A 26,325-nucleotide genomic window follows, 5' to 3' on the forward strand; every position below is an offset into this window, starting at 1 on the left:
TGTATATTTTTTATAAAAGTTCAATAGAGTACGGTTAATTTCAAGATATGCTGAAGCTATATTTTGGAGGCATCTTCATTTACCATCTAATAGACCCTCTTTATGATGAGCCTTTATCGAATCGATCTGCGAGTCTTTATTACATGATTTTAATTCATTGCTAGATTCAGTTGTGACCTTATTCAATCGGTGCACTGATGAGTATATATAGTTAAGTATCATTTTACAAACAATGGCTTTTTATAAAAATACATTAAAACACTGTGGCTATTCGACAACAGCGGTATCGACCTCTTCTACTGTTTCCTCATCACCTTCCATTTCGTGTTTTGAATTTTTAACATCCTCATCTGTATATTGATAATGTTCATCAAAGGTTTTCGTCTCACGATTATAAATCAGCACATATTTTGAGTTTTTGTTTTGCTTTATTATACCATCAGTTGGTGCAGGAACAAGCTTCATATCATTCAAATATATTAGTGCGCCTTTTGCAAATCGTTTGATGGTCGGCAACTCGGAACTTAATTCTTTCCAGTACAGGAGATTACCTTGATCAGTTATAATGAAAATGGCACTACTGGCAAAATCTTGTTTTTCAAGTAGAAAAGCCATTTCTTTATCCCCTTGACCAGTAAAATTGCCATATGCAATTACTTTAGGTGCTCGATCTTTAATTTTTGTGAAAAAATATTGAATGTTATCTTCATTTTGCATGAACTTATTGTCCATAAAAATCTTTACGATAGCCCTTTGAAATGGAACAGGAATATCGTTATATTCAGGTATTGTAAAAACCGCATTTTTCCAATATGCATAATCTTCTTGACTAGCCCATCCATTTACAAAAACACTATCAGCGGGATATGCGATCTCTTCTGTATAAACTTCCTGACGCTGTTTATAAACTCCAAATTGAAAAGCAATAAAACATACTATCGCGAGTAAGGCAATGATGAGAACTACCCAAAAAATAGTTTTTTTATTTGATTTAGGTTTCGGTTCCGGCAAATTATCCGAGCTCTGAAATTGACTTGAGTTAGAATTGGTTCGATCCATCTTATTTTCGGTTGTATTTCTAGTATTCAAATTACTATTTCACTGATAACAATTTATTGGCCAAAAATAAAAATCGACAAGACTAAAACACGAAGCATTTACAATTTGTAAACCATCACTTACAATTCGTGGCGTTTCCATTAAAATAAAAAAAGTTATACTAAATAGACAACTTGAAGAATATTAAACTGTCGAAAAGAATTCTTAAAATGAACCTATAAGTGTCCCTTTCTATAAAAGCTTAATCAGATTAACTTGATCTATAAATATTCTTTATTCTAAAATCATCGCGTAAATTACATAGAATTATTGATCACTTAAGAAGAGGTGCAATCATCGTCTTTTTTTCAGAATTAAATAAGTATAGTACATTATATTTGTATCTATAATCAAAAAAATTATGAAAGATACACCTACACAAAAACTCAAGCACGAACAGATCCAATATATTGAATTTTTATCTCAAGATCTTCAACAGATCAAAAATTTTTATACAGCATGTTTCAGTTGGACTTTTACCGATTATGGACCTCACTACACTGCATTTGAAGGTGAATATATTGATGGTGGTTTTACTTTAGGAACTCCTGTAAAGGGAAGTATATTAATTATCCTTTACTCTAAAGCTCTTGAAACAACTCTTGAAAAAGTAATTAAAGCTGGTGGTATAATAACAAAAGAAATCTTCAGCTTCCCTGGTGGGAGACGATTTCAATTTATAGATCCAGATGGCAATGAGCTGGCAGTTTGGTCAGAATAAACTAAACATGCAGGTCTGTATTGATGAATCAAATAAACACAGGCCTGCATGAAAATAATAGCTTAACATCTAATCTTTATGTGCTGATTCTTTTTGAAAAGCAATAAAATCTGCCTTAGAATAATCTGGGCATGCTCCCTCTCGAGCAGTAACAAATGCTCCCAGTGAAACAGCTTGATTCATAATTTCAATTGCTGAACTTCCTTTTTCAAACCTTTTTGATAAAAATCCCGCCAAAAAGGAGTCTCCGCTACCAACAGTATCTTTTACTTCAATAGGGATCGTCGATATGGAATAAAAATCATGATGATCAGCATAGAGTGCTCCTTTACTTCCTTTGGATACAATAACTTCGTTCATCCCGAAAGTGTCCTGTAGGAAACTTACACAATCCTCTTCTGTCGTATAGGACTTACCCATAAAGTCAATCATCATACGTAACTCGGCTTTATTAAATTTTGCTAACTGTGTTTTATGCAACAGATCTTTTATCACATGTATATCATAGTGTGGCGCTCGCAGATTGATATCAAATACATTGTAAGAACTATTTTCAAGCAACTCAAATAATGTATTCTTAGACTGGGTATTACGAGTGGCCAGTGTACCAAAAACCAATGCATCCGATTCATTAACCATTGCTTGATTAATAGCATTCACTTCAATATAATCCCATGCAACCTCCCGGACAATATCATAATGTGCATCATTATGTTCATCGATAGTCGCAACAACTGTGCTCGTAGGATAAGCACTATTCACCTGTATGCCAGTAGAATGTATTTTCCAATCTTCGATTTTCTGCAGCAATTCACGACCTAATTCGTCATCTCCTACGCTGCTTATCATATTGACCTCAACCCCCATTTTAGACAAGTGATAAGCGACATTAAAGGGGGCTCCCCCAGCTCTTCTATCTCCTCCAGGGAATATGTCCCACAGTACTTCGCCGAAACAGGCTATTTTATTTTTTTTATCGATCATTCCAATTTCTTATTTCCAAAAAATGAGCTACCACTCATTCACATCCCCCCGTACTCTCAGTATACACTAATTTATCAAAATATTTCCTATTGTCGATTTTATTTTTCTTTTGATAATCATATGGATGCTCTTTTGTGCTGTGGTATCCTTCACAGAAGTATACATATCGTGAAGTTGAACTTTTCGTTCCAAATCCCTTATTACGGAGCTTCCGCCACGCAGATTTTTCCAACCATTTGAGAATCCTCTATTTAAGCCAATGAATAAAGAAAGTCGATTCCGCTTTACTGTTAAACCGTACCTTACCGGTTGCTCGGCATTTTTGTCTCTCGACTACTTCATTAATTTCAATCCTGTAAATCACCATGTCTAAAAACTGTTTAAAACTGCTTATCATGTTTTCTGCTTTCAATCATTGCGATCTTATTTTTCTCATCTTCAGGGCAAAAACTAAATATTCCTTTCTCCTCGTAAAAAGCACCCCAAAATCATTAATAGCACTATAAACCTCTTCTTTAGCGCTCTGATAATATACGGCTACCGTGACTAACTAATTCTTGGGTACACAATCCCATCGCTTTATCGTAAACCCTTCCAAACGGCTCATTTCTTCTACAAAAGCTACTAAAGGAATATTTTTATAAATCCGTACTTTACGAGTCTATATTTTATCAATATCCATATTAGGGCCGATAAAAAGTATATATACCTGAAAACAAAAACTATACAATCTTCCTACCAGCAACACCCCCATATCACCTGGTAAATTCAGCGCCTCACTCTTCTTAAGATTGTAAGAATATAGAACCAACTTCCCTGTCATTCTTTCTTTAGGTATTTTTGGCACCCGACAGACACCACTTCCACCTCTTCAATCTGATCTTACAAATGGTTTAGTTGCATGTGCAATAATATACTTTAATTATAATTCAACTCTTGGGTTTTATAGCCGACAGAAGTCAACTTCACTTTACCATTGCGTTGGGATACGGTCATACTGAACATGCCATCTTTATTGGTCGATGTCTTCATATTATCCGATTCAACACGCCCGCATAGAGCGTGTACGGCTTTTTATCTACAGCAGAAATAACCTTTCCCTGCAACACATAATTCTGCTTACTCAGGAATTGTTTGGATACCGATCCGAAAGTCATCAACTGCAATAAAAGCAACACTGCTGAAAACCTTTATTTTAGCAACCGCTTTCCAAAACGCTCATTCACAACATCTCTTACACTCCCATGCATTTGATTTGAAAAGCTTTTTAAGCGATTAGACAGATTATTAACGCAAAACCAGCCATAGGACCTGACTAAATGAAATCAATCGCTTAAAACTTCTTATTTTAAATAAAGCGCTTTCAATGTAGGGATTAAGTATGGATGAAGCATAGATAAAGCGTTGATAGTGCGTTAGTAGTGCGTAAACGGGTACCGTTTTACGCACTATCCATGCTTTACCAGTACTTAGCATACGCATTACGGACGCTTGAGCTACACACCAAACCCTCTTGAGCGAGATCTTACAAATAGATCGACAATGATGCGGAAAACGACTATTTTGATCAGCGTTTGTTTTAGCCTTCTTTGAACCTCGTACTAAGTTTCCCAGTAACTGCACAACACTTGCAAAGTAGCTACACCGTCCTTTCCCTTGTGCATCGACAGCCGGAAATAAAACAAGGTCCGAAACAGGTTAAAAGCAGGTATATAGCGTGTACCTCCCGGACAATGCGTTGATTTGCTGTTTTGCCACATCCAGCAAACTTCTACTAACTTTTTTTTCCTTTTCTTCACCTCTTTTTATACTTCCACTTGACTTTTGTTCGACCGTGCTTCGACTTTTCATGCACTGTAGCCGATGAAATACCGATGCCGACTCGAAGCTCAGTCGAAGAAACTTAGAAGTTGGTGTTAAATTGGTTAAGAAAAAATCAGAATTTATTCTGCTTGATCTCTTTGCGATGGTCTTTGTCCGCTTATTTATTGCTAATCCATTACCGTTTGTTTGGTATTTGATTACCGAATCGTTGCCATTTATAGGCCGTTTCTTTGATAATTCTAGGCTTCTGCATATGACCTGCATTACACCTTGCCTGCTTATTCTCTGCTGTTTTATTGCTTATTCTTTGCTTATTTAGCAATAAATAGCCAGAGAAATAGTAATCCAGTCCTGAGTCAGCTATAACCTTATCCCCAACAATAAGCGAACCTTCACCGAAGGTACATTTACTGCTAAAAATTACATTAGTTGCTTCTGCAATATTATTATTTACTACATTTTTAGTTACAGGATATTCAGGTAATTCCTCCTGCTTTCTACTCAACAGAAATCCTTTCCCATCAGATTTCAATAGCTTACGGAGATATCCCCAGAGCTTGATTATATCGTGTATAGTTTTGTTTATTATTTTGATTTTTTAGGCATTAAACCGCCCCTTTTCATCTCGAGGTATTATTGACATGTTTAATGTGTCAATTATACCTCGGGGGCATCCGGAGTTCACAGGTAGAAATTCTATTTTAATATTTTTCTAAGATTAATGCTTAGTTTTCTTCAACGACAACTTTAGCTTTCATGATCATCATCCGCTGTTCCCTAAAAATCAAGTCGAAAGATTTACCTACTATGTTCAATACTTTGCGACTACCTTTTACTATTATTTATCTTTCTAAGTTCTCTTCTATTCCGAAGTACTTGTTGAGATCGTTAAGTATCCGTTGTCTATATTCTTCCCATTCAAAAGCATGAAGATTACTATTAGCTCCAATAGCAACTTCTGTCCCAACATAAAAAAAGATAGCCACTACCCCTAAGGCAAAATGTCGAAATGACCGGATGCTCCTTTCTCGTTTTTCACCAGGTTCAGCTCGGGTATTGGCGATATCAGGTAAATGGATGCGCTTGGTAATAGATGTCACTAAGACCAAACACAAAATCATAAACGGAAATAGCAATTGTTTGATGTCAACATTCACTAGAAGAACCTCTTCCAAAAGAAAGAAAAAAGATAGGTTTTAAGGTAAGCTCTTCAGATTGATCGGCATCACCTTATTCTACATAAAAAGATCTCCAAAAGCACGAAACTATTGGAGATCTTTTAGTTAAAAAGCTAATTGCCCTTAGACCTTCTCTTTGCGATAAGCCAGATAAAAAACAACTGGTAAAATAGTAAATGACAGTACAAGACAAATCAGCAGTCCACCTACGATCATAATGGCAAGTGGTTTCTGGATTTCAGAACCCATACCTGTTGATAAAGCTGCGGGCAATAAACCCATTGACCCCATTAAAGCGATCATAACAACAGGCCTGATCCGGCTTCGGACACCATGTATAATGGAATCTTTCAACTTCATTTTATGTCTGAGGTTATCTCTGATAACACCAATAAGTACAATACCATCAATCGTAGCCACTCCAAATAAAATGATGAAACCGATACCTGCTGATATCCCAAAGATGGTGCCTGTGGCCCATAGTGAAATAAACCCTCCAATAAAGGCAAAAGGTAATGTGAGAGAAGCAATGGCTGTATCTTTTATATTTCCAAAATTGGCATACAGTAATAATAAAATCAGCACTAAAGAGATAGGAACTACTAAAGCTAACTGTTTAGCGGCACGCTCTTTACTTTCAAATTCTCCTGCCCACTCCATATGATTTTCTTTTGGTAGACTTACTTCTGCGGCTACTACCTGCTTCGCTTCTGCAATCGTACTTCCCAAGTCACGGCCATCGATACTAAATCCGACACCGATATAGCGGCTATTGCCTTCACGATATATAAATGCAGGCCCCGTTTGATAATTGATACTCGCAATCTCCTGCAATGGGATATTCTGTCCGTTACTGGTCGGTATTAAAATTTGACCAATTTTAGTTGGGGTATCACGATAAGCTTCTTGAAAACGAAGGATGACATCAAACTGTCGATCACCTTCATAAAAAGTTGTCGCAGCCTGTCCTCCGATCGTCATTTCAATAACAGCCTGAACATCTCGAGTCTGAATCCCATATTTTGCCATCTTGGAATCGTGCAACTGTATTTTGAGTTCTGGCAGTCCGATATTCTTATACACATTGATATCGGCTATACCCTTAACTTTTGCAATAGATGTGGCTACTTTATTGGCATATTTTTCTAAATCATAGAGATCATCACCAAAAATTTTGATAACCAAAGAGCTCTTCACACCTGCGACATATTCCTCGACATTGTCTTGAATCGGTTGACTGAATCCAAATGTAATACCGGGATAATGATGCAATTTGGTACGCATTTCTTGAATAATATCTTCTTTAGATACTTTTCTTTTCCATTCGCCGGCATCTTTCAGTTGAACATTGAACTCAATATTGAAGAACCCCGTCGGATCTGTCCCATCATTTGGCCGACCTGTTTGCGTCAAAATAAAATCGATTTCTTCGCAATCTTTTTGCATTAAATCTTTCATTTCTGCGGTCAAACGGGTAGATTCTTTCAAATTGACACTATTGGGCAGTGTTGCACGGATGTAAATCGCTCCCTCATTGAGTTTGGGTAAAAATTCGGATCCATAATGCATAAATTTGAAAAGACATAAAGCTAAAATACCTAAAAATAGACCTATGGTTGTTCTTTTATAACGGAATGCCACGGCATACATCCCGAAAATTGTTTTCTGAAAAAATCGGGTGATCACATTTTCTTTCTCGTCGATATTTTTGGTAAACAACAATTTACACATCGCTGGAACATAGGTCAAACTTAATATCAGAGAACCAAGTAAAGCATAACCCAACGTAAATGCTAAAGGAGTAAACATTTTTCCTTCCACTTTTTGAAAAGAAAAAATAGGCAGTAGTGCAACAATCAGAATAATCAATGCAAAGAAGATGTAAGAAGCTACACTACCAGCACTTTTCTTGATCACCCCTAGCTTACTCATTTTAGCAAAACGCTCGGGTCCTACTTTGTGTGATAACGTAGCCATGGCTACAAATACAGTCTCTACAATAACAAGCGTCCCTTCAAGCAATAAACCAAAATCTAAAGAACCCATAGATATTAGGTTGGCCGGCAGTCCTTGAATTTTCAGCATGATAATAGCAAACAGGAATGCAAGCGGAATGACCGAAGCAACAATAAAGGTGGACTTCCAATTATAAAGAAAGATAAATACAATCAGTGAAACCAACAGAATACCTTCGACCAGATTTTTAGATACTGTTTTCACCGTATTGTCCACCAATTTGGTTCTGTCGATAACGGTTTCAATCTTTACATTATCAGGTAATGTCCGCTCATTAAGTTCTGTAATTTTTGTTCTCAGATTTTCAATAACAGCTGAGGGGTTTTCTCCACGCAACATAACCACAATTCCTTCAACCATATCATTGTTCTCGTTATATCCTACCTGCCCCAGACGAGGTTTATGCGAAACAACGACTTCAGCAACATTTTTAATCAATATTGGCGTAGAACCGTTTAATTTGATTGTGATATTCCCAATATCTTCAATTTTATCCAATAGACCTACTCCACGTACTACATAAGCCTGACTTCCCTGTTCGATGACATCACCACCGACATTCACATTTGATTTCGATACAGCCTCATAGACATCTAATGGAGAAAGGTCGAAATTTTTGAGTTCTGTCGGATTAATTTTGATTTCATAAGTCTTCTCTTCACCACCAAAACTCACAACATCGGCAACTCCAGGTACAGAAAGCAACTCACGTTCAATTACCCAGTCCTGAATAGCGGTTACTTCTTTCAATGGAAGATCACTTTTAATCACATACCTAAAAATCTCTCCAGTTGCACCCGAAGGAGGTTCAATCTCAGCACTTGCTCCTTCGGGTAAATTGACCCCGCTTAATTTGTTGGAAACATATTGCTGTGCATAAAAATCATCAACTCCGTCTTCAAATTGGACCGTAACAACTGATAATCCAAATAAAGATATGGAACGAATGTTGGATTTATGCGGGATACTATTCATCACCTTTGATATAGGCAAAGTAACCAGCTTTTCCATCTCCTCTGCACTTCTTCCAGGCCATTGTGTAATAATACGGCCACGGGTACTCGTTACGTCGGGAAATGCTTCAATAGCTGTGTGTCGTAGCGCATAAACACCTCCAAACAGCAATGCTAAGGTTGCAAAAAGAATAAAGGTTGTATTTCGCAACGAGAAGGTCACGATATTTTGAACTAACTTTTGCATACCTTAGGGATTTAACTGTTCAAATAATAACAAAGCGTTTTTACTGATGATCTGTTCGCCTTCATCAAATTTTTCTTGAACAAATGTATACTGCTCATTGGAAGAAATTGTCGTGATACGTTTTGTAGAAATAGCACAGTCATTTTTATAAATAACGACATATTCTTTATTGTTGTGAAAGACAATGGCGCCATTAGGAACAGCATAAGCTTGTGCACCTCCATTGGATTTATCAATAATGATATCGGCCGCTAAACCTGGCATCAATTGTAGATTTTGATTCTCCAGTACCACACGAGCTTTTAATACATGCTCATTGTCATCAAACACATGATATATTTTATCAATTTTTCCAGCATAAAAAATATCGGGCTGTGCGATGGTTTTTACCTTTACCGCATCACCTTCTTTGATGTATTTTAAATTGTTGGCATAAATATTAACCATCACCCAAACTTGCTTCAGATTAGAAATCGAAAAAAGCGGATCCTGGTCTGTTGAAATACTTTGTCCAATACTTACCGCTTTTTGAATAATATAACCATTCTTAGGCGCTACAATTTCAAATGATCCCTGTCCTTTTGCGCGATACATTTTTAATATCTGCTGAACTTTATCCAATTCAATTTTTAAACTGGCTAATTCATGTTCGCTGGTCAGAACCTCCGATCCAGCTACCATACCGTCTTGCAACAGTTCTTTTTTGGTCTGCAACTGCTTAGTCGCCATTACAATTTGATTTTGTAAATTACGCTGTTCCTGAAAGAGTTCCTGAACATGTGTCGATTTAATCGTCGCCAATATTTGGCCAGCTTTAACATAATCTCCCAATTCAAATCCAACACTTTCAACTGTACCTTCCAATAAACTTCTAAAGGCAACTAGATCATTTTCATTATAATCAATTTTACCAGAAAGCGATAATTGTTCCGTAATGGGTAATAAAGCGATCGGGCTTATGGTCGTTGTTTTTTTCATCTGTTCACTGAGACAGAATTTGGTGGTATCGGCTATACCTTCAGTTGTATTTGAAGTGGCATCGGCACTGCATCCCGATAGCAATTTCATAAAAATGACCATCGGTAAATATATAAGTTTGGTTTTCATCGTCATCTTTCTAAAATTTTTGTCCGGTTAAATATTGTAATTGCGCATGTGCCATTTGATAAGCTAAAGTCATATCAACAATACCCGTTTCGGTTTCCTGATAAGCTTCTATAAAATCAATAAACTCCAATAAAGTGATCTGTTTCTTCTGTAAATGTTTTTGGTAGTTAGCAATCATAGCTTTGCGTTCTTCCGAAGCAATATTTTTTGATTTTAATAAAGTAACTTCATATAGTGCAACTTGATACTGTAAATCTTTGAGCTGTCCTTTCAATTGACTGAGTAACACATTTTGTTGCGATTCAGCATGTTTTGCCATACTTTCGGCGGCTTTTATATTTCCCTTATTTCGGTTCCAAATAGGTAAGTCCATGCTAACTCCAGCACCTACAAAATCACGCATAATATTTCCACCACGATCATAACTTAATTGAAATGTTAGATTGGGCGTTCTTTCAGCTTTTTCGATCAAAAGCTGTTGCTTTGCCTTATCACGTTCGTTGATTTGTTTTTGATAACCAATATTTTGATCTAATAACTGATGCTCAATATCAAGGGGTATTTTTTGAGATAAATTTAACGGCACCTCAGATTGTTCAATTTGCAGATTTTCAATCGTTTCATTCTGAGTCAAAACTTTAATCTTTGTCAACCAATTATTTTTGTCGGCATAAAGTTCCACACGATCTTTTTCAAAATTGATAAGCGCAGCTTGAATACGGAGGTAATCAGATTTAGGAATATTATTGAGGTCGGATTGACGTTTATATTGATTTTCCAAATTCTGATAGAGATTTACAATGGAATCCACGAGCGACTCTTTTCGGGAGACAGCCATATAGCTCCAATATGCTTCATCTAACTCAAATTGTAATTCACGAAGTAATTCTTCATAATCAAGTAAAGCATCTTTCCTTTCTAAGGATTTAAGACTGATTCTTTTTTTACGTTTTCCGGCAGTTTCAATCAGCTGTTCTAATTCTACCGCGACTTGCTGTTGTTGCCCGTATTTTCCAAACAGATAAGGTAAAGTCTCTGAGGTACCATTTTTCCAAAGATTGACTTCACTAATACTTAGAGTAGGATTAGACCATAATTTTTCCTGTACGACCAATGCATCTGAAGCAGCTATCTGATACTTTTGAGCAATAAGTTGTCCATTGTTCTGCAGAAGCATATCCTTCAATGCCTGTAACGAATACGTCTGTGCCCGCGATTGACCAACTGTCAATAGAAAAACACCTATAAACCAATATATCTTCACTATTTATTATTTTTAGCAAAGCTATGCTTAGAAGATTAACAGGAATTTCGAAGTAGATTAGAATTTGATTAGAAATACAACGAGACGATTGTCCCTTTTGTACTAGAACTGATATCCATACGAATGTGATGGAGTTTAAAAATAACATTCGCTAACGATAGACCAATCCCTTTCCCCGTATAACCATGTGCATTTTCACCTCTATAAAAATTTTCGGTCACGCGAATAAGTTCCTCTGGCAGAATACCTATTCCTTGGTCGATGATTTCAACAAGCAATTTACCACTATGGGATTTGAGATGAACAACGATAGGTTGATTATTGGAATACTTGACAGCATTTAAAATTATATTTTGAACAGCAAGCTGTAACAGCTTATCATTCGCATCGATTTTTAATATATCGGTATCTGCAACCTGGATATCAACACTGATCTGGGCACCATGCACTAAGGTAAGTTGCTCAATAATTTCCCAAAGTACTTCATCAATACGTATGATCTTAGTCTCAAAATTAGTCTTTGCGCCCGATAGAATCATCATATGATCGATCGTATCACGGAGATCTTCGGTATAACGTTTCAGCTGTAAATTGACGAGCTCATGCTCTTCGACAGTTCTAGGCTTTTGTTTACTCACTTCCAATGTCCCTAAAATCGCGGCAAGGGGTGTTCGCAATTCATGAGAAACATAATCGATAAAATTTTTTTGAATGGAAAAGGTCTGACTTAGCTTTTCAACAAAGTGATTGTAGGTATCAACTAATTCCTGTACCTCTTGATAGGATTTATTTAATACAATGGGTTCATTGAAATTTTGATTGTCTTTTTTCTTAATCTGACTGATCATCTTGAGGATCGGATCATAAGCAATATTTCCAAGAAACTGAGAGAAAATCAGGATCAAAATCAATCCAATTAGCGATACAGCCAATAAGATATGCAACAACAGTTTCATCTGATCTTGAAACTCGGCTGTTGACGCCCGTGTTACAATAACAAAATCACCTTCATTATCATGATAAAAAAGTCCATTATAAAAAAAAGCATCTGTTTTAAGTTGTGCTTCATCCTGTTTACGTACCAAATCGAAAAAATCTGAAGAAACTGGAGCATCGTCCTCCATCAGTCCATCATAGCGTCTATTAAGGGAGTCCACAACCAGTATATTGCGTTTAGAAATATTCTTCTGAAGTTGATTTTTAATCGATTCATGTTCGATAAATGACACCTCGTCTTTCTCCAGATAAAATAGAGCAGATAAGAGGGTCTTACTCTCCAGATTCCGAAATTCCTGGCTTTCCATCTTAGTATAAAAAGACACATAGATGATCGTCGAGGCAATCAAAATAATCACTCCAAAGATGAAAGCTGCATATATAGAAAGTCGGTTCTTTAAATTCATTGTTCTAACTTAAATAGATACCCTACTCCTTTTACAGTAAAAATATATTTTTGATTTTTTTCTACCTTATTGCGAACATAAGAAATATAAACATCAACGACATTGGTCTGATTATCAAAATTGATTCCCCATACTGCATTGAGGATCTGAATTCGGCTAACCGCTTTATTCTGATTTTCCACCAAGTACATCAAGAGTTTAAATTCTCGAGGTGATAATTCCACCTCCTGTCCCCCATCAAACACCTTATATTGATCTTTGTCGATCATGAGTGATCCGATCTGTATACATTGGCTTTTTTTAACGTCAAAGCCAATCTGACTACGACGGGTCAGTGCTTTAATCCGAGATAATAATTCATCAAAGTGAAATGGTTTGGTCAAGTAATCATCAGCCCCAATATCTAAAGAATCGACCTTATCTTGTACCGTGTTTAATGCACTCAACATTAAGACAGGTGCACGGCAATCTTTATAGCGCAAAGTACTGACCAGTTGTCTACCATCCATTCCCGGAAGCATAATATCAATAATCAAGAGATCCCATGCTATATTGAGGTAATTAGCAATGACTTCTTCTGCAGACCGACATAACGTAACCAAATAGCCGTTTTCTTCTAATCCTTTAATTAGAAAATCACTGATCCGTTTATCATCCTCCACAACTAATATCTGCATAGTAATTTACTTTAATTCACAAATTTAAAGAAAGGTTAGAGGAAATTAAACAGAAATATGAATATCTAATGAAATTCTAATCTAAAGAAGTAGCGGTGCAAATAGATTTATGATGCTAACAAGCAACCATCAGAAATCTATTTCATTATTTCAAGGGGCTTGTATCAATTTCCCAATTATCTGTTCTAAATGGCGCCATTGGAAGATTATTTTTAGTAAAAATATTTCCGATTCCAGTGTTACTAAACTGATAGCGTACCGCTACAGGAGCCTTCACTTGTTTATTGGAGACAAGGAGTTGATTTCCTTTTATTTTAACTGTTGCAGGATAGAATACTTTATCCGCTCCAGCAATAAAAAGCTCCTTTGGTTGATCTCCTTTTAAAACTAATCCTGATGTAGCATAATCAAAGTCGAGGATAGCTTCTTTATCCTTTATTGTTAATGATTTAAACATCGGGCTTTTGTGCGCATCTTTCTTAAGACCATAGGTTTCTACTAAAGCAAGGTTTGCTAATCTTAGACCTACATCTTTTTTATTTGTAGGGTGAATGTTCAACGTATCTGTGACTAAATCTGAAATCACCACCATTCCTGTATTTTTTGTAGTAAGGTTTTTAGCCTGCGCTTCTCTCAATAAAGCTCCGACACCATGTCTTTCATAACGAAATGGTGCAATCTGTACATAATAAAATGGAAATTCTTTATTCCATGCCTTACGCCATGATCCAACCATGGTATTGATCAATTCCGTATAAGTAGATGCTGTCTCTTTATTACTTTCACCCTGATACCAGATTGTACCTGCTATTTTATAATTGACAAGTGGAGCAATCATGGCATTGTAAGCATATCCTGGCGATACAGGCCACCACGCTGTAGGTTTATTGTTAGTTGCCCCTTCTTTGAGAACCGTATTATTATTCACCAGCTCTTCGGGAGTCCACACTTCAGCTGGTGTACCGCCCCAATTGCTACCGATCAATCCAATTGGAACATCTAAATCTTCGTTGAGGTGTTTACCAAAATAATAACCTACTGCGCTAAAATTCTTTATGGCGTTACTGTCACAAACTGACCAATTACCTTCATTATTATCCTGTGGTGTTTGAGAAGTTGTTTTAGGGATATTAAACAATCGAATATTACGTGTGTTTAGTTGGGAAAACTCATCCTTTATACTTGTGATACCTTGATTGTATGACCACTCCATATTAGATTGACCGCTACAGACCCACACCTCTCCGATCAATATATTTTCAAGGACTATTTTATTATTTCCTTGAAGCGTAATACTGTAAGGTCCGCCTGCTTGTGGCGTCTGGATATCGATCTGCCATTTTGCATTTCCGTCGGCAACGTTTTCGCTAACCTTATTATCCCAAGAAGTAGTGATTTTAATCTTTTCACCCGGCTCTGCCCATCCCCATAGCTTAGTCGTGGATTTTTGTTGTAGGACCATATTACTCCCTAAAATATTAGGAAGACGAATTTTTGCATACGATGTCGCTGTGAACAAGAAAAGGATACCAACTAGCAAGTATTGTTTCATTTTTTTATTATTTAGAATTTAGGTTGCATATCTTCTATTCTCAGTACATTAAAAAGTAGGTTTTATAGTAACAGAAATAGGGTAAGCAGTTGCAATAGCAAATGATTATAAAAGTAAATATAAATGATTTAAATCAAATAAAGTATAAAAAAAGAAGCTCCAATTCTAGAACATACTATCCACAAAGTAAGTCGTTCAGCATGTTTAAACTCTTTTTAAAGTGACAAATACCTCATTAGGGTACCCTTTTGATAAAAAATAAAGACTTGTGTGAAACAACAGGAGTAGGTTTTATAAAAGAAAAGGATCTGAAGAATTAACTTCAGATCCTTTTTCGGTACCCGGAGCCGGGATCGAACCGGCACGGTTTCCCACTAGTGTTTGAGACTAGCGCGTCTACCAATTCCGCCATCCGGGCGGTCCGTTCAAACAAGTATTTCGTTGTTTGGAGTGATGCAAATGTAGATATTCTTTTGATATATGCAAAATAAAAATGCACCTAAACAAGAAAATAACTGATTATGAACGACTTTATTTTTTTAATAAAAAAATAAAGATCACAAATATCGACAGGTTTATAATCTTTATCGGATATTGATTCTCAATCAAGCCAAATGATAATAGTAAGCTTGAACTACCTTATGGAGCAATGCTATAAACTCGCAATTTTCATTTCAGGGTTTTCCTTTCCATTATGACATGTTTTACATGAAATTGCCTTGATCTCCCCTTCCTTATTTGCTCTATGGAAATATTTTTTATTGATCTTGGCTGTCATCTTCATCATGTCACGTGCTATACTTTTATGCTTATTCTCGTCACTCGCAAATTCCATTTTCTTAGGATCATCTTTTGAAGGAGTATGGCAGAATCCACATTTGACTCCCAAGGAGCTATTAAATTCGCGCATCACTAACTTTAACTCATCTGGAGTTATATTTTTAGGGAGTACTTTTAGATTGGTAAACTTTTCTTCCTTTGGTTTTTCCTGATTGGGAATAAAAGCACTTAAAGTCATCGCAGTTGCAATCACTGCAGTAACTAAGGATATTTTCCTGTATTTAAAATTAAACTTCTTCATTTTTCTTCTTCTTCTTTTAATAACTAAATGTAAAAAAAAGAACAACGAATAACCTATGATAAAATGAAATTAATATGACAATACAGTAGATTGTTACAATATTGACTTTTGCACCGTAACCAGTTAAGGTGCAAAAAGAAAGCGCCCGATAAAATATCGCGCGCTTTCAAGATGTATCAATTTAAATTATACCTAATTTACCAATTCTTAGCTAATGAACAACAGTTCGCGAAGTTTCGGTAATGGCCATTTTTGATCATCAACAATTTTCTCTAATTTATTGACATGGTAACGAATCTCATCAAAATAAGGTTTAACAACCTCATCATATGCGATTGATTTTTCACGCATATCTTCGATTTGATTTGCATTTTTACGTTCTTTACGCATCGCCTCTGTTTTCTCAAGAACAGTATTAACGTGTAATGAAATACGCTCTAAGAAGTTAAACTGAGAGCTATATGCCTCTTTTCCGAATCCTAGATCTTTCAGACCTTGTACGTTTTTGATCAATTCGTTTTGATAGATCAAACATGCAGGAGCAATCTGATTATTGACGATATCTTCAATAACACGAGCTTCGATCTGAAGTTTTTTGTAAAAGTTTTCCAACAAAATTTCATGACGTGCTTCACTTTCACGTTTTGTATAAATACCTAATTTCTCAAATAACTCGATCGACTCTTCTTTTACGTAAACGTCTAAAGCTTTCGGAGTAGATTTGCTATTCGACAAGCCTCTTGCCTCAGCTTCTTTCTCCCACTCTTCGCTATAACCATTACCTTCAAAACGGATTGATTTAGAATCTTTGATGTATTTACGCACAACATTCAATAATGCTAAATCTTTCTTAATGCCTTTTTTAATTTGCTTATCAACTTCGATCTTAAATTCGATCAATTGATTCGCAACAATAACATTTAATACGGTCATTGGTAATGCAGAGTTCGCAGAAGAACCTACAGCTCTAAATTCAAACTTATTACCTGTAAAAGCAAATGGGGAAGTACGGTTACGATCTGTATTATCCAATCTCAATTCAGGAACTTTAGGAATACCATGCCATAAGTTCGCTTCAGATTTTACTTTTTTAGCAACACGAGCCGATTCAACTTCTTCTAAAAGATCATCTAACTGAGAGCCTAAGAAGATTGAAATAATAGCAGGAGGAGCCTCATTTGCACCTAAACGGTGATCATTACTTGCACTAGCAATCGATGCACGTAATAAATCCGCATGTTCATAAACAGCCTTAATGGTATTAACAAAGAATGTCAAGAACATTAGGTTATTTTTTGGAGTCTTACCAGGAGACAATAAATTAACACCTGTATTGGTAATCAAAGACCAGTTATTATGTTTACCAGAACCATTGACACCGCTATAAGGTTTCTCGTGTAATAACACTTTGAAATGGTGACGCATTGCCACTTGGTCCATTAAATTCTGTAACAATTGGTTATGATCAATTGCTAAGTTGATTTCCTCATACATAGGCGCACACTCAAATTGAGAAGGAGCAACCTCGTTGTGACGAGTTTTTAATGGAATACCTAATTTCAAAGCTTCATTTTCCAAATCGACCATGAATGCTAAAACACGCTCAGGGATCGCTCCGAAATAATGATCATCCAATTGTTGTCCTTTTGCGGACATATGACCGAATAAAGTACGTCCTGTCAATTGTAAATCTGGACGTGCATTATATAAAGAAAGATCAACTAAAAAATATTCTTGTTCAATACCCAAAGAAGCATTTACTTTTGTAATTTGTTTATCGAAGTATTGTGCTACCTCAGTAGAAGCTTTGTCAATAGCACTTACAGCTTTTAACAAAGGAGCTTTATAATCTAATGCCTCGCCTGTGTATGATACAAAAACTGTTGGGATACATAATGTTTTACCTGAACCTGTTTCATAAAGGAAAGCTGGTGATGAAGTATCCCAAGCTGTATAGCCACGTGCCTCGAATGTATTACGAATACCTCCATTTGGAAAACTTGATGCATCAGGCTCTTGCTGTACCAAAGCATCTGCGGTAAACTTCTCAATAGCTTCACCATTATCATCCGGCTCAAAGAAAGCATCGTGCTTTTCAGCAGTAGATCCTGTCAAAGGTTGGAACCAGTGTGTATAATGCGTAGCACCATTAGATAGTGACCAACTTTTCATCGCCTGTGAAATATGCTCCGCTAAATCACGAGAAATTGCACTTCCATCTTCGATTGCCTGTGCTAATTCCTTGTAAGAGTTTTTAGGAAGATAATCTTTCATCTTCGCAATTGAAAAAACATTCTTACCGTAAATATCGGTAGCTTTTTTAGTTTCTACTTTTAAAGAAGCATTTTTGCGAGATACAGCTGCTTCGACAGATTTAAATCTTAAGTTAGACATTATGTGATTGAGATTTTAAGTTTTTTTATACCCTATTTTTGATCTTTCCATCAAATTACTTTGTAAAAGTATGTTGTTTTCAATAAAAATTGAAATTTTTTTTAATATTTTTATTGAAAACCTTAAAAAATTACAATTAGACATAAAAAAAAGAGCTTATTTGTAACAAATAAGCTCTTTTTAAAATTATTCACTAGAAAACCCCCAATCGATTCCTTTTTCTTTTGCGGGAACTCCAGATTTCAACCATTTCGGAGCAGGCGCTCCTTTTAAATAGTGATCAAAAAACTGTTGCTCTCGTATTTGAATATCTTTTCTATTCTGTCTTAACAACAAATTATGTTCGTCACCATTGTAATTAAGCATCCAAACAGGTTTTTGTAAGCGTCTTAATGCCGTAAACATTTCGATGCCTTGGTACCATGGCACTGCTCCATCATTATCATTTGCCATAATAACGACTGGTGTTGTCACTTTATTCAAATGAAATAAAGGTGAATTGGCTAGATAAGCTTCTTGCCCTTCCCATAGGGTCTTACCAATTCTACTTTGTGTATTTTCATACTGAAACTGACGGGACATGCCTGTTTGCCAACGAATACCCCCATACGCTGAAGTCATATTCACAACTGGAGCACCTGCCCAAGCTGCTGCATACATATTGGTAGCTGTTATTAAATGCGCCACTTGGTAGCCTCCCCAGCTTTGTCCTTGGATACCCATTTTAGATGAATCTACCCAATTATTCTGCGCCAGATGCTTCATTCCTGAATTAATATATTCTTCCGCAGATTTACCAGGCTCACCTGTAACATATGAAATATCAGGCGCAAAAACCAAATAACCATTACTTACAAAATAAGGTATATTCAAACGAGACGGTGTGGGCGCCGGCGCTTGGTAACTATATAGTCCTTCTGATAATTTTTCATAGAAATAAGCAATAATTGGATATTTCTTATTCGGATCAAAATCTTCCGGTTTGTACAGAATACCTTCTGCAGCATGACCAGCAGGTGTAGTCCATTGTACCAACTCCGCGGTTCCCCAATTGTAATTCGCTTGCTGCAGATTCAACTCGGTCAATTTTTCTTCCTTTTTAAACGTATTGCTATTCACATATAAATCAGGACTATTGACATAATCTTCTTTTGAATAAATCAGATATTTCTGATCTTCGGATGCTTGTAAATTTCTAAAAACCTTTGGTGCCATCAAGATCTCTTTTGGATCTTTCCGCTTACCTCTCAATTCATAAAAACCATTCTCTTTGGTCTTTTCATTAAAAGCAGTTAGCAAAACACGTTGACGCTCATCAAGTGTGTTGGATTTCCACTTGCTATTTCGCGGATGTGTTAAGTTCTTATAACGCAATACGGTACTGGATACCCTTCCATATCCATTTGTGGCTAAATATTTATCCGATCCATCTAAAGCGAAATACCAGATATCATATTTATCATAAACATATACTCCTTTATTGTCGGCTCCCCAAGCGGCCATACCATAGCCTTCTGGTTTTGCCGGCATATCATTATCCTCATCGACAAAGGATACAGGAAGACCATCATTTAATATCGACACTTTTTTGGAGGCAATTTGATACGAATACCAATTGCCACTATCCTGATTAAAATACAGCACATACTGACCATCTGGTGATAAAACAGCTTGTCCTGATAAATTTTCAGCTACCAACTGACGAGCACCAGAAACGGTAGAGACGACATATACATCCTGTTTGCTCCTATAATCCCACTGCGTAGATACTCTACGTCCATAATCAGTGGTTGCCAAAACATATTCTTGGTCGGCTTCAATTGTTGTACGTACTGGATTAAATTTCTCATCAACTAGAGGAATCACACGATTATTCTGTTGCGGATAAAATACACTCAAATAGCTTTGAGCAAGATCTTTTTTAAGATTGACTAATTGCTGCGGCTGTAAGTAATCATCCTGCCAATGCCAAACGTCTACTTTCGCATGCTCAAAATCCACTAATGTCGTATCCTTAACTCTAGGTATAGGTGCCAATCCTAAAAATAATTTCTGCCCATTTTTACTGAATTTTAACTCTCCATCTCCACTTACTGCCCAATTTGCAGGTACTCCTGAAGTATTTTTCTGAACAGCAATGCGCGCTGAATCAAGCTGTGCAGTATAATAATAAAGATTAAACTCTTTTAATAAAGATTTTTCAGCAGTTTTATCTCCTAAATAGACCAATTGATTGCCAAGATCGTCAAAAGTGAAGTTTTTATACGTTCCGTGACCATTTGTAATCTTTTTTAATGTTTTATTGGTCAAATCATATAAATAAACACCTGCAATATTGGATGTAGAATCTTTAGCTTCAGTTTTTTTGGTAAAAACCAGCTTGTTTCCCGCTTTATTAAAGTCGTATTGATCTACCTGTTGAAAATTAACCGTATCACCTGTTGCTAGATCATATACATGCAATGTGCTGATTTTAGTTGCTTTTTTAGTCTTTGACGTCGCGGTGTCTGTAGGAGCTATCCCTTTATCATCCGTTAAGAATCCAAAGTAACCATTAGCTTCCTCAGCCAATTTATAAGATTTAACTTCTGCATACTTTAAAAGCTTTCCAGTCGCTACCGTAAAAATAGCAAGTGAATCTTTCGGCATTTCTTCCGGTTTCTTTTTCTTAATTTTCGCTTGGCGTGTATCAGCAAACTTAGGCTTTATCAATGAAATGACATGCGTTTCATTATTGGTCAAACGGGCATTATATCCCCTTGGTAATGCAAGTATGGATTTGTTTAAATTATCCTTGACATATAAGGCTCCATCTCCCTCCTGTGGCAGTACTTGAAATGTGATGTATTTTCCACTACCACTTATTTCACTTGCATTCAAACTTTGCCATCCATCATAAACCGTATGGTTAAGCGGTTGCTTTTGAGCGAATAAAACGGCTCCATGCATTGCTAACAACCCTATAAGAATGATTTTTTTATTCATTATTTATTACTTATATCAACAAATTGATTCAAAAACTGCAAATTATCTATTTAAATTCAAAAATAACAGTTTTTTTTGGTATCATGATTGCTACATAGTAAGTCGATAAAACGTTAAATAACCTGATTAGAATAATGATTATGAAATACAATCCAATTATAATAGCACTTATTGCAGGTATTGTTATTATTGCAAGTGCATGCCTTTTTAGCAATGCATACCGTTACAAATTCAAATCTTCACAAACGATTACCGTTAATGGAAATGCTAAAAAAGATTTTGAATCTGATTTAGTAAAATGGAATGCCAGCTACAGTCGTAAAAATTTCGATTTAAAAGGCGCATCAGATCAATTAGCTGAGGATCGTGAGCTGGTTCGCAATTTTTTGATCGCACAGGGTTTAAAAGCTGAAGAGATAAGATTTGAAGCTGTTAATATTAATAAAGAATTTGAATACCACACAGATGGTAAAGGCAGTAGCTATAATACGTTTTCTGGATATACCTTATCGCAAACTGTTGGAGTGGAATCAAAAGATCTTAACAAAGTCGATAATGCATCTCGCGAAATATCAACGTTAATCTCTCAAGGGCTTGAATTAAGTTCAAGTACACCCAACTACTATTATTCTAAGCTGGAAGATTTAAAATTAGAACTCATTTCTCAGGCTTCTAAAAATGCACACCAACGTGCACAGAATATAGCGTCCGAATCTGCCTCCACTTTAGGTCAATTGGTAAAAGCTGATTTAGGCGTTTTTCAGATAACTGGTCAAAATGATAACGAAGAATTTTCTTATGGTGGTGCATTCAATACAACATCTCGAAAAAAGACTGCAAACATTACTGTAAAAGCGAGCTATTTACCATTATAAAGTATAAAATGATATTTTCAAAGCCATTTAGTCTTAAATCAAGAGAAAAATTCACAAGAAAAACGCTATACAATAAATTGTCTATCAAGAAAATAGCATAATTTAAAACGACTTCCAAAACTTTTCATGATAAAAAAAATCGTCAACGGATTAAACTTATCGTATACAGATCGCTCTAACCTGATAATAATACACATGTAAAAATAATATATATGAAAAAGTTAATGTTAAAAACAGGTATGATCGTTGCTACTTTATTAATTTCGATATCCGCTATGGCACAGACATTACTTAAACAAGACGTAAATGTATTTCCAGCACCAGAAAAAGGGATGGTAAAATATGTCATTGAAGTCCCTCATGCAGGAATCGATGGTGATAATAATAAAAAGATTGAGTTTTTTGCTGGCAAATATATGGAGACCGACGCGTGTAACAGTTACTTCTTAGCCGGTGATTTTGAGAAAAAAGATCTGCAGGGATGGGAATATAATTACTATGTTTTCAAAACAAATGGAAATGTAGCTTCGACTCAAATGCTTTGCCAGGGTGAAAAAAAGAACAGCTTTGTACAGGCTAAATCTGTTATAACCGATTACAATGGAAGAATGCCAATCGTTATTTACGCACCAGAGGGTTATGAAGTAAAATTCAAAATTTACAAAGCTGAGCCTGAAACTTACCAGGCCGCTGAGGTTCCTCTAAAAAAAGCGAAATAGTTAAACGCAATATAAAATAAAAAACGCTCTTCAATTAAATTTGAAGAGCGTTTTTGTTAATTAACAACTTTGACGTAAACGATTATTTTAAAAATTTACGCAAGGTAGAAAGTGTAAAGTCTGTTTTTGTTTCGTCTGAAAGTTTTCCAGATAATGCACCAATCTGGTAATCATTGAAACCAATTGTACTCGCTCCAATCGTTTCTAAATTCATATTTTTCAAATATCTACCTTCATTTTCACCTACAAAATACAACTGTGAATCTTTAGCTTTAATTTGAACGCTTTCATAATTATTCTTTGCAAAATTCACATTGGAACTATCTAAATCGAAATTCAAGTGATTTAAATTGAATGAAACTGGGCTATCTTGCTCTCCGTTATTAATAGCAAATTGCGAATACTTCAGTATAAAATTCAATTTGTTGATTTGCGTTCCATTATTCATAACAAATCCTGAAAGTTTGTTTCCTACGATCGTTAATTCATCTTGTTTAGTGGAAAATTCATTGACCATCAAATTTGTTAAATCTATCTGCTCTAGATTGGGTGTAAAGATATAAATTGGCGTATTATAGTAATTGCCATAAAAATTGAACTTAATACTTAACTGTCCATTCTCATCCGATTTAATTGTTAACCGTTCAGCATCCTCTTTTGCTATTTTCACAGCACGCTTATCACTCTTGATCACATATAATCTGATAGGGATAATATAGTTTAAACTATCACTTCCAGTAATGCTGACCTTTTTAAAGTTATTACTTTTAACGGTTTTAAGATACGTGTCTTTCGTATTTGGATCTTTTCCCTCTTGGTTCAGTATTTTATTATACACGTTTATATCGATACTATTATGCCCCACGATATAGGAGGTCGTGACTGTAGGAATAATAAGTAGCGCTATCCCCAAGCCTATCAATAATTTAGTACTCAGTTTCATAATTCGTTATTTTTAAAATTTTGTTCGATAAAGTTGTGGTAACGCTGTTTTAATTCATCTAAGCTAATTTCTAGTAAATAAATATTTCTAAAAAATGGAAAAAGATCTTCTTCTAAAAACACCGCTTTTCGATATGCCTTCACATTACTTACAGAAGCATCAGTTACAAAAAAACCAACTCCTCGTCTGTTCACTACTATTTCCTTTTGCTGTAACAAGTCATAAGTCCGCATTACTGTATTTGGATTTACTTCCAATTGTACCGCCAACTCCCGTACCGAAGGAAGTTTATCATCCACTTTCCACGTCCCCAACAGAATATGATCACATACATAAGCTGCTATCTGAAGATAAATGGCTTTATTAGCATTAAAATCCATACTAAACCTCCTTTTCTTTTAATCTCAAGAATGCTACCCCCCAAAAAACTAATGTTAAAATAATTCCTATCGCCATAATGAGCTGAAATACATGGATTTCATCTTGAAAAGCATTTCCTCCAACTTGAATGGTATCTTTAGTAGTTAATTTCATCACATAAATAAATGAAATCATCCAGATCGCTATATATATAATCATGGTAATAGCAGTTTTAATATATTGAAAGTTTTTATAGGCAATAGAACCCAGTAAAAACAAAGCGTTCAATAAGAATGGTAGGAAATATAAATAATGTAAGTACTTCCATTTTTCCAATTTGAAGAAATAAAGCCAATGGTCTGTTATCACTGTTTCACCAGTAGAATAAGTTTTGGTTATTATCGAAGAACCTGTACTTCTTAAATAAGATACAAAGGCCAGATCAATTAAATAGAAAAGTAAAAAGTAAGCCCCTAAACTCACAATAACAGTATAAAAAATAGCTGCAAGAAATTTTTCTAAACGAGAAGCTGGCATCATTAATTCAAAGATGGCTTTTGTTTTTTGGCCTAGGTCAGAGAAATAACTGCTAGAGACAACAGTGATAAAGAATAAACCCAAAATGAAAAATAAAGGAACTCTAAAATTGAGCAAATATTCTCCAGTAGCATTTCCAAATTTTAGCTCTTCAAAATATCTAGAAAAATAGAAACTATAAAAAGCTATAAAAACTCCAGCAATAATAATTAGTGACATCAAATAAATGCGTCCGACAGAAATCCACTGCCGGCGAATCAATGCACACAAGCGATTAACATTAAATACGTTCGACATCTTCAGTAACATTTAAAAGGTTTGTAATCAATTCTTTTTTCTGTAAAACAGCATTAAACAACAGTTCCAGATCTAATTTCGAGTCTTCTCCCATCGCATTCAACTGTATGGTATTAAAACCACCTAATGCAGGTTCTGAATAAAGCACATCATCGTTCAACTCAGGTACTTTTTTAAAGCTGATATGATCCGTAATACGATTAACATTAGCATTTAATACCACCCGATGTTCATCCAATAGAATAACCGCATCGATCAGGTTGTCGAGATCACGTACTTGATGTGTCGAAATAATAACACAGCGGTCGTCGGCAATAGCCGAGGCCATAATTTTGCGAAATTGCACTTTAGAAGGAATATCTAGACCATTAGTAGGTTCATCCATAATCATGATTTTGGTATTGGAAGCCAAACCAAATGATATGATATATTTCTTCTTTTGCCCATAACTCATATCTGCAAGCTTCTGTTCGATCGGAATTTCAAACTCTCTGATCAGTTCTTGAAAATATGCATGATCAAACTTTGGATAAAAAACGGCATTCGCTTTTACAAAAGTTGCGGATTTCACTGCTGGTAAGTGAAATTCCTCAGGAATAAAACTGATTTCCTGAAGCAGAGCAGGTTCGCGTTTACAAGGATCATGCTGTAACACTTCAATCGTACCACTTACAGGATAGACCAAACCGGCCATATTCTTCAGTAACGTCGACTTGCCTGCACCATTTTTCCCCAATAGACCATAAATATGCCCTTCCTGTAAATGAATATCCATATTTTTAAATAATGGTCGCGATTTGCTGTAGCTGAAATTTAGGTTTTTAATAGTTATCATACTACTGTATTATTTAATTAATACACTAATATAGAAAGGAAAAATAAGAATGCAAATTATTTTGTACTTTTTATTAAAGAAATAAAAGAAAACGCAAAAAATTTTAAATATAATATTAGAAATAAGAAGCCTACCCTTTTGATTTCTAACATTATATTGAAAAGATTAGCGATCGTTATAAGAAGTAATTATGCCGAACAAATTAGGTGCAAACAAAAGACCGTTTCTCTATATAAGAAAAACGGTCTTTTACCTTCGATAAAGAAGTTTATGTT

At 35.5% G+C, this 26,325-nt stretch carries 20 protein-coding genes and 1 tRNA gene; 3 read left to right on the plus strand and 18 right to left on the minus strand.

What is annotated here, in order from left to right; translation table 11 throughout:
* Positions 1-267: 267 nt before the first annotated feature.
* Positions 268-1,059: a hypothetical protein gene (locus M2265_RS09825; RefSeq protein WP_132771857.1), complete on the minus strand. Its 792-nt coding sequence runs from the start codon at positions 1,057-1,059 to the stop codon at positions 268-270.
* 400 nt (positions 1,060-1,459) lie between these two features.
* On the opposite strand from M2265_RS09825, the gene M2265_RS09830 reads away from it, so the two are divergent.
* Entirely contained in the window at positions 1,460-1,819 is a 360-nt protein-coding gene (locus M2265_RS09830; RefSeq protein ID WP_021191545.1) for a VOC family protein, read from the plus strand.
* A gap of 69 nt (positions 1,820-1,888) precedes the next feature.
* On the opposite strand, the gene M2265_RS09835 is transcribed toward M2265_RS09830, so the two are convergent.
* From M2265_RS09835 to M2265_RS09895, 13 genes are all read right to left on the minus strand, one after another.
* Positions 1,889-2,803, minus strand: coding sequence for a carbohydrate kinase family protein (locus tag M2265_RS09835; RefSeq protein ID WP_132771858.1), 915 nt, complete (start codon positions 2,801-2,803; stop codon positions 1,889-1,891).
* A gap of 1,999 nt (positions 2,804-4,802) precedes the next feature.
* Positions 4,803-5,132, minus strand: coding sequence for a hypothetical protein (locus tag M2265_RS09840; RefSeq protein ID WP_132771859.1), 330 nt, complete (start codon positions 5,130-5,132; stop codon positions 4,803-4,805).
* Between the two features lie 337 nt (positions 5,133-5,469).
* Positions 5,470-5,748, minus strand: coding sequence for a hypothetical protein (locus tag M2265_RS09845; RefSeq protein ID WP_264599352.1), 279 nt, complete (start codon positions 5,746-5,748; stop codon positions 5,470-5,472).
* A gap of 180 nt (positions 5,749-5,928) precedes the next feature.
* Positions 5,929-9,021 carry an efflux RND transporter permease subunit gene (locus tag M2265_RS09850; RefSeq protein ID WP_132771860.1) on the minus strand — a complete coding sequence of 1,031 codons (3,093 nt, stop codon included), beginning with the start codon at positions 9,019-9,021 and terminating at the stop codon, positions 5,929-5,931.
* 3 nt (positions 9,022-9,024) lie between these two features.
* A complete protein-coding gene (locus tag M2265_RS09855; protein WP_165905958.1) occupies positions 9,025-10,128 on the minus strand; it encodes an efflux RND transporter periplasmic adaptor subunit in 1,104 nt (367 codons plus the stop codon).
* A gap of 10 nt (positions 10,129-10,138) precedes the next feature.
* Positions 10,139-11,392: a TolC family protein gene (locus M2265_RS09860; protein ID WP_132771862.1), complete on the minus strand. Its 1,254-nt coding sequence runs from the start codon at positions 11,390-11,392 to the stop codon at positions 10,139-10,141.
* A gap of 68 nt (positions 11,393-11,460) precedes the next feature.
* On the minus strand, positions 11,461-12,795 hold the full coding sequence (locus tag M2265_RS09865; RefSeq protein ID WP_132771863.1) for a sensor histidine kinase: 1,335 nt from the start codon (positions 12,793-12,795) through the stop codon (positions 11,461-11,463).
* Positions 12,792-13,472 carry a response regulator transcription factor gene (locus M2265_RS09870; protein ID WP_021190960.1) on the minus strand — a complete coding sequence of 227 codons (681 nt, stop codon included), beginning with the start codon at positions 13,470-13,472 and terminating at the stop codon, positions 12,792-12,794. Before M2265_RS09870 ends, M2265_RS09865 begins: the two co-directional genes overlap by 4 nt.
* Before the next feature lie 145 nt (positions 13,473-13,617).
* Entirely contained in the window at positions 13,618-15,024 is a 1,407-nt protein-coding gene (locus tag M2265_RS09875; RefSeq protein ID WP_132771864.1) for a sialate O-acetylesterase, read from the minus strand.
* 338 nt (positions 15,025-15,362) lie between these two features.
* Positions 15,363-15,442, minus strand: a tRNA-Leu gene (locus M2265_RS09880).
* Between the two features lie 234 nt (positions 15,443-15,676).
* On the minus strand, positions 15,677-16,105 hold the full coding sequence (locus M2265_RS09885; protein ID WP_021191989.1) for a c-type cytochrome: 429 nt from the start codon (positions 16,103-16,105) through the stop codon (positions 15,677-15,679).
* 207 nt (positions 16,106-16,312) lie between these two features.
* Complete coding sequence (locus tag M2265_RS09890) at positions 16,313-18,499, minus strand: glutamine synthetase III (RefSeq protein ID WP_132771865.1); 2,187 nt, start codon at positions 18,497-18,499, stop codon at positions 16,313-16,315.
* A gap of 186 nt (positions 18,500-18,685) precedes the next feature.
* Complete coding sequence (locus M2265_RS09895) at positions 18,686-21,484, minus strand: prolyl oligopeptidase family serine peptidase (protein ID WP_132771866.1); 2,799 nt, start codon at positions 21,482-21,484, stop codon at positions 18,686-18,688.
* Between the two features lie 140 nt (positions 21,485-21,624).
* On the opposite strand from M2265_RS09895, the gene M2265_RS09900 reads away from it, so the two are divergent.
* The gene (locus tag M2265_RS09900; protein WP_031289417.1) at positions 21,625-22,359 is read left to right on the plus strand and encodes an SIMPL domain-containing protein; all 735 of its coding nucleotides are present in this window, start codon (positions 21,625-21,627) and stop codon (positions 22,357-22,359) included.
* A 212-nt stretch (positions 22,360-22,571) separates the two neighbouring features.
* Positions 22,572-23,078, plus strand: a complete 507-nt coding sequence (locus tag M2265_RS09905) for an ecotin family protein (RefSeq protein ID WP_132771867.1) — start codon at positions 22,572-22,574, stop codon at positions 23,076-23,078.
* 82 nt (positions 23,079-23,160) lie between these two features.
* Here the strand turns inward: M2265_RS09905 and M2265_RS09910 are convergent, their stop codons facing one another.
* The 4 genes from M2265_RS09910 to M2265_RS09925 are packed head-to-tail and all read right to left on the minus strand — an operon-like array spanning position 23,161 to position 26,050.
* Positions 23,161-24,021 carry a hypothetical protein gene (locus M2265_RS09910; RefSeq protein WP_132771868.1) on the minus strand — a complete coding sequence of 287 codons (861 nt, stop codon included), beginning with the start codon at positions 24,019-24,021 and terminating at the stop codon, positions 23,161-23,163.
* Positions 24,018-24,401: a GntR family transcriptional regulator gene (locus M2265_RS09915; protein WP_132771869.1), complete on the minus strand. Its 384-nt coding sequence runs from the start codon at positions 24,399-24,401 to the stop codon at positions 24,018-24,020. Before M2265_RS09915 ends, M2265_RS09910 begins: the two co-directional genes overlap by 4 nt.
* A gap of 1 nt (position 24,402) precedes the next feature.
* Positions 24,403-25,215 carry a hypothetical protein gene (locus tag M2265_RS09920; RefSeq protein WP_132771870.1) on the minus strand — a complete coding sequence of 271 codons (813 nt, stop codon included), beginning with the start codon at positions 25,213-25,215 and terminating at the stop codon, positions 24,403-24,405.
* Entirely contained in the window at positions 25,199-26,050 is an 852-nt protein-coding gene (locus M2265_RS09925; RefSeq protein WP_132771871.1) for an ATP-binding cassette domain-containing protein, read from the minus strand. The genes M2265_RS09920 and M2265_RS09925 overlap by 17 nt, the downstream gene beginning before the upstream one ends.
* Positions 26,051-26,325 lie beyond the last annotated feature (275 nt).

It is taken from the genome of Sphingobacterium kitahiroshimense (assembly GCF_025961315.1).
Classification (GTDB): Bacteria; Bacteroidota; Bacteroidia; order Sphingobacteriales; family Sphingobacteriaceae; genus Sphingobacterium; species Sphingobacterium anhuiense.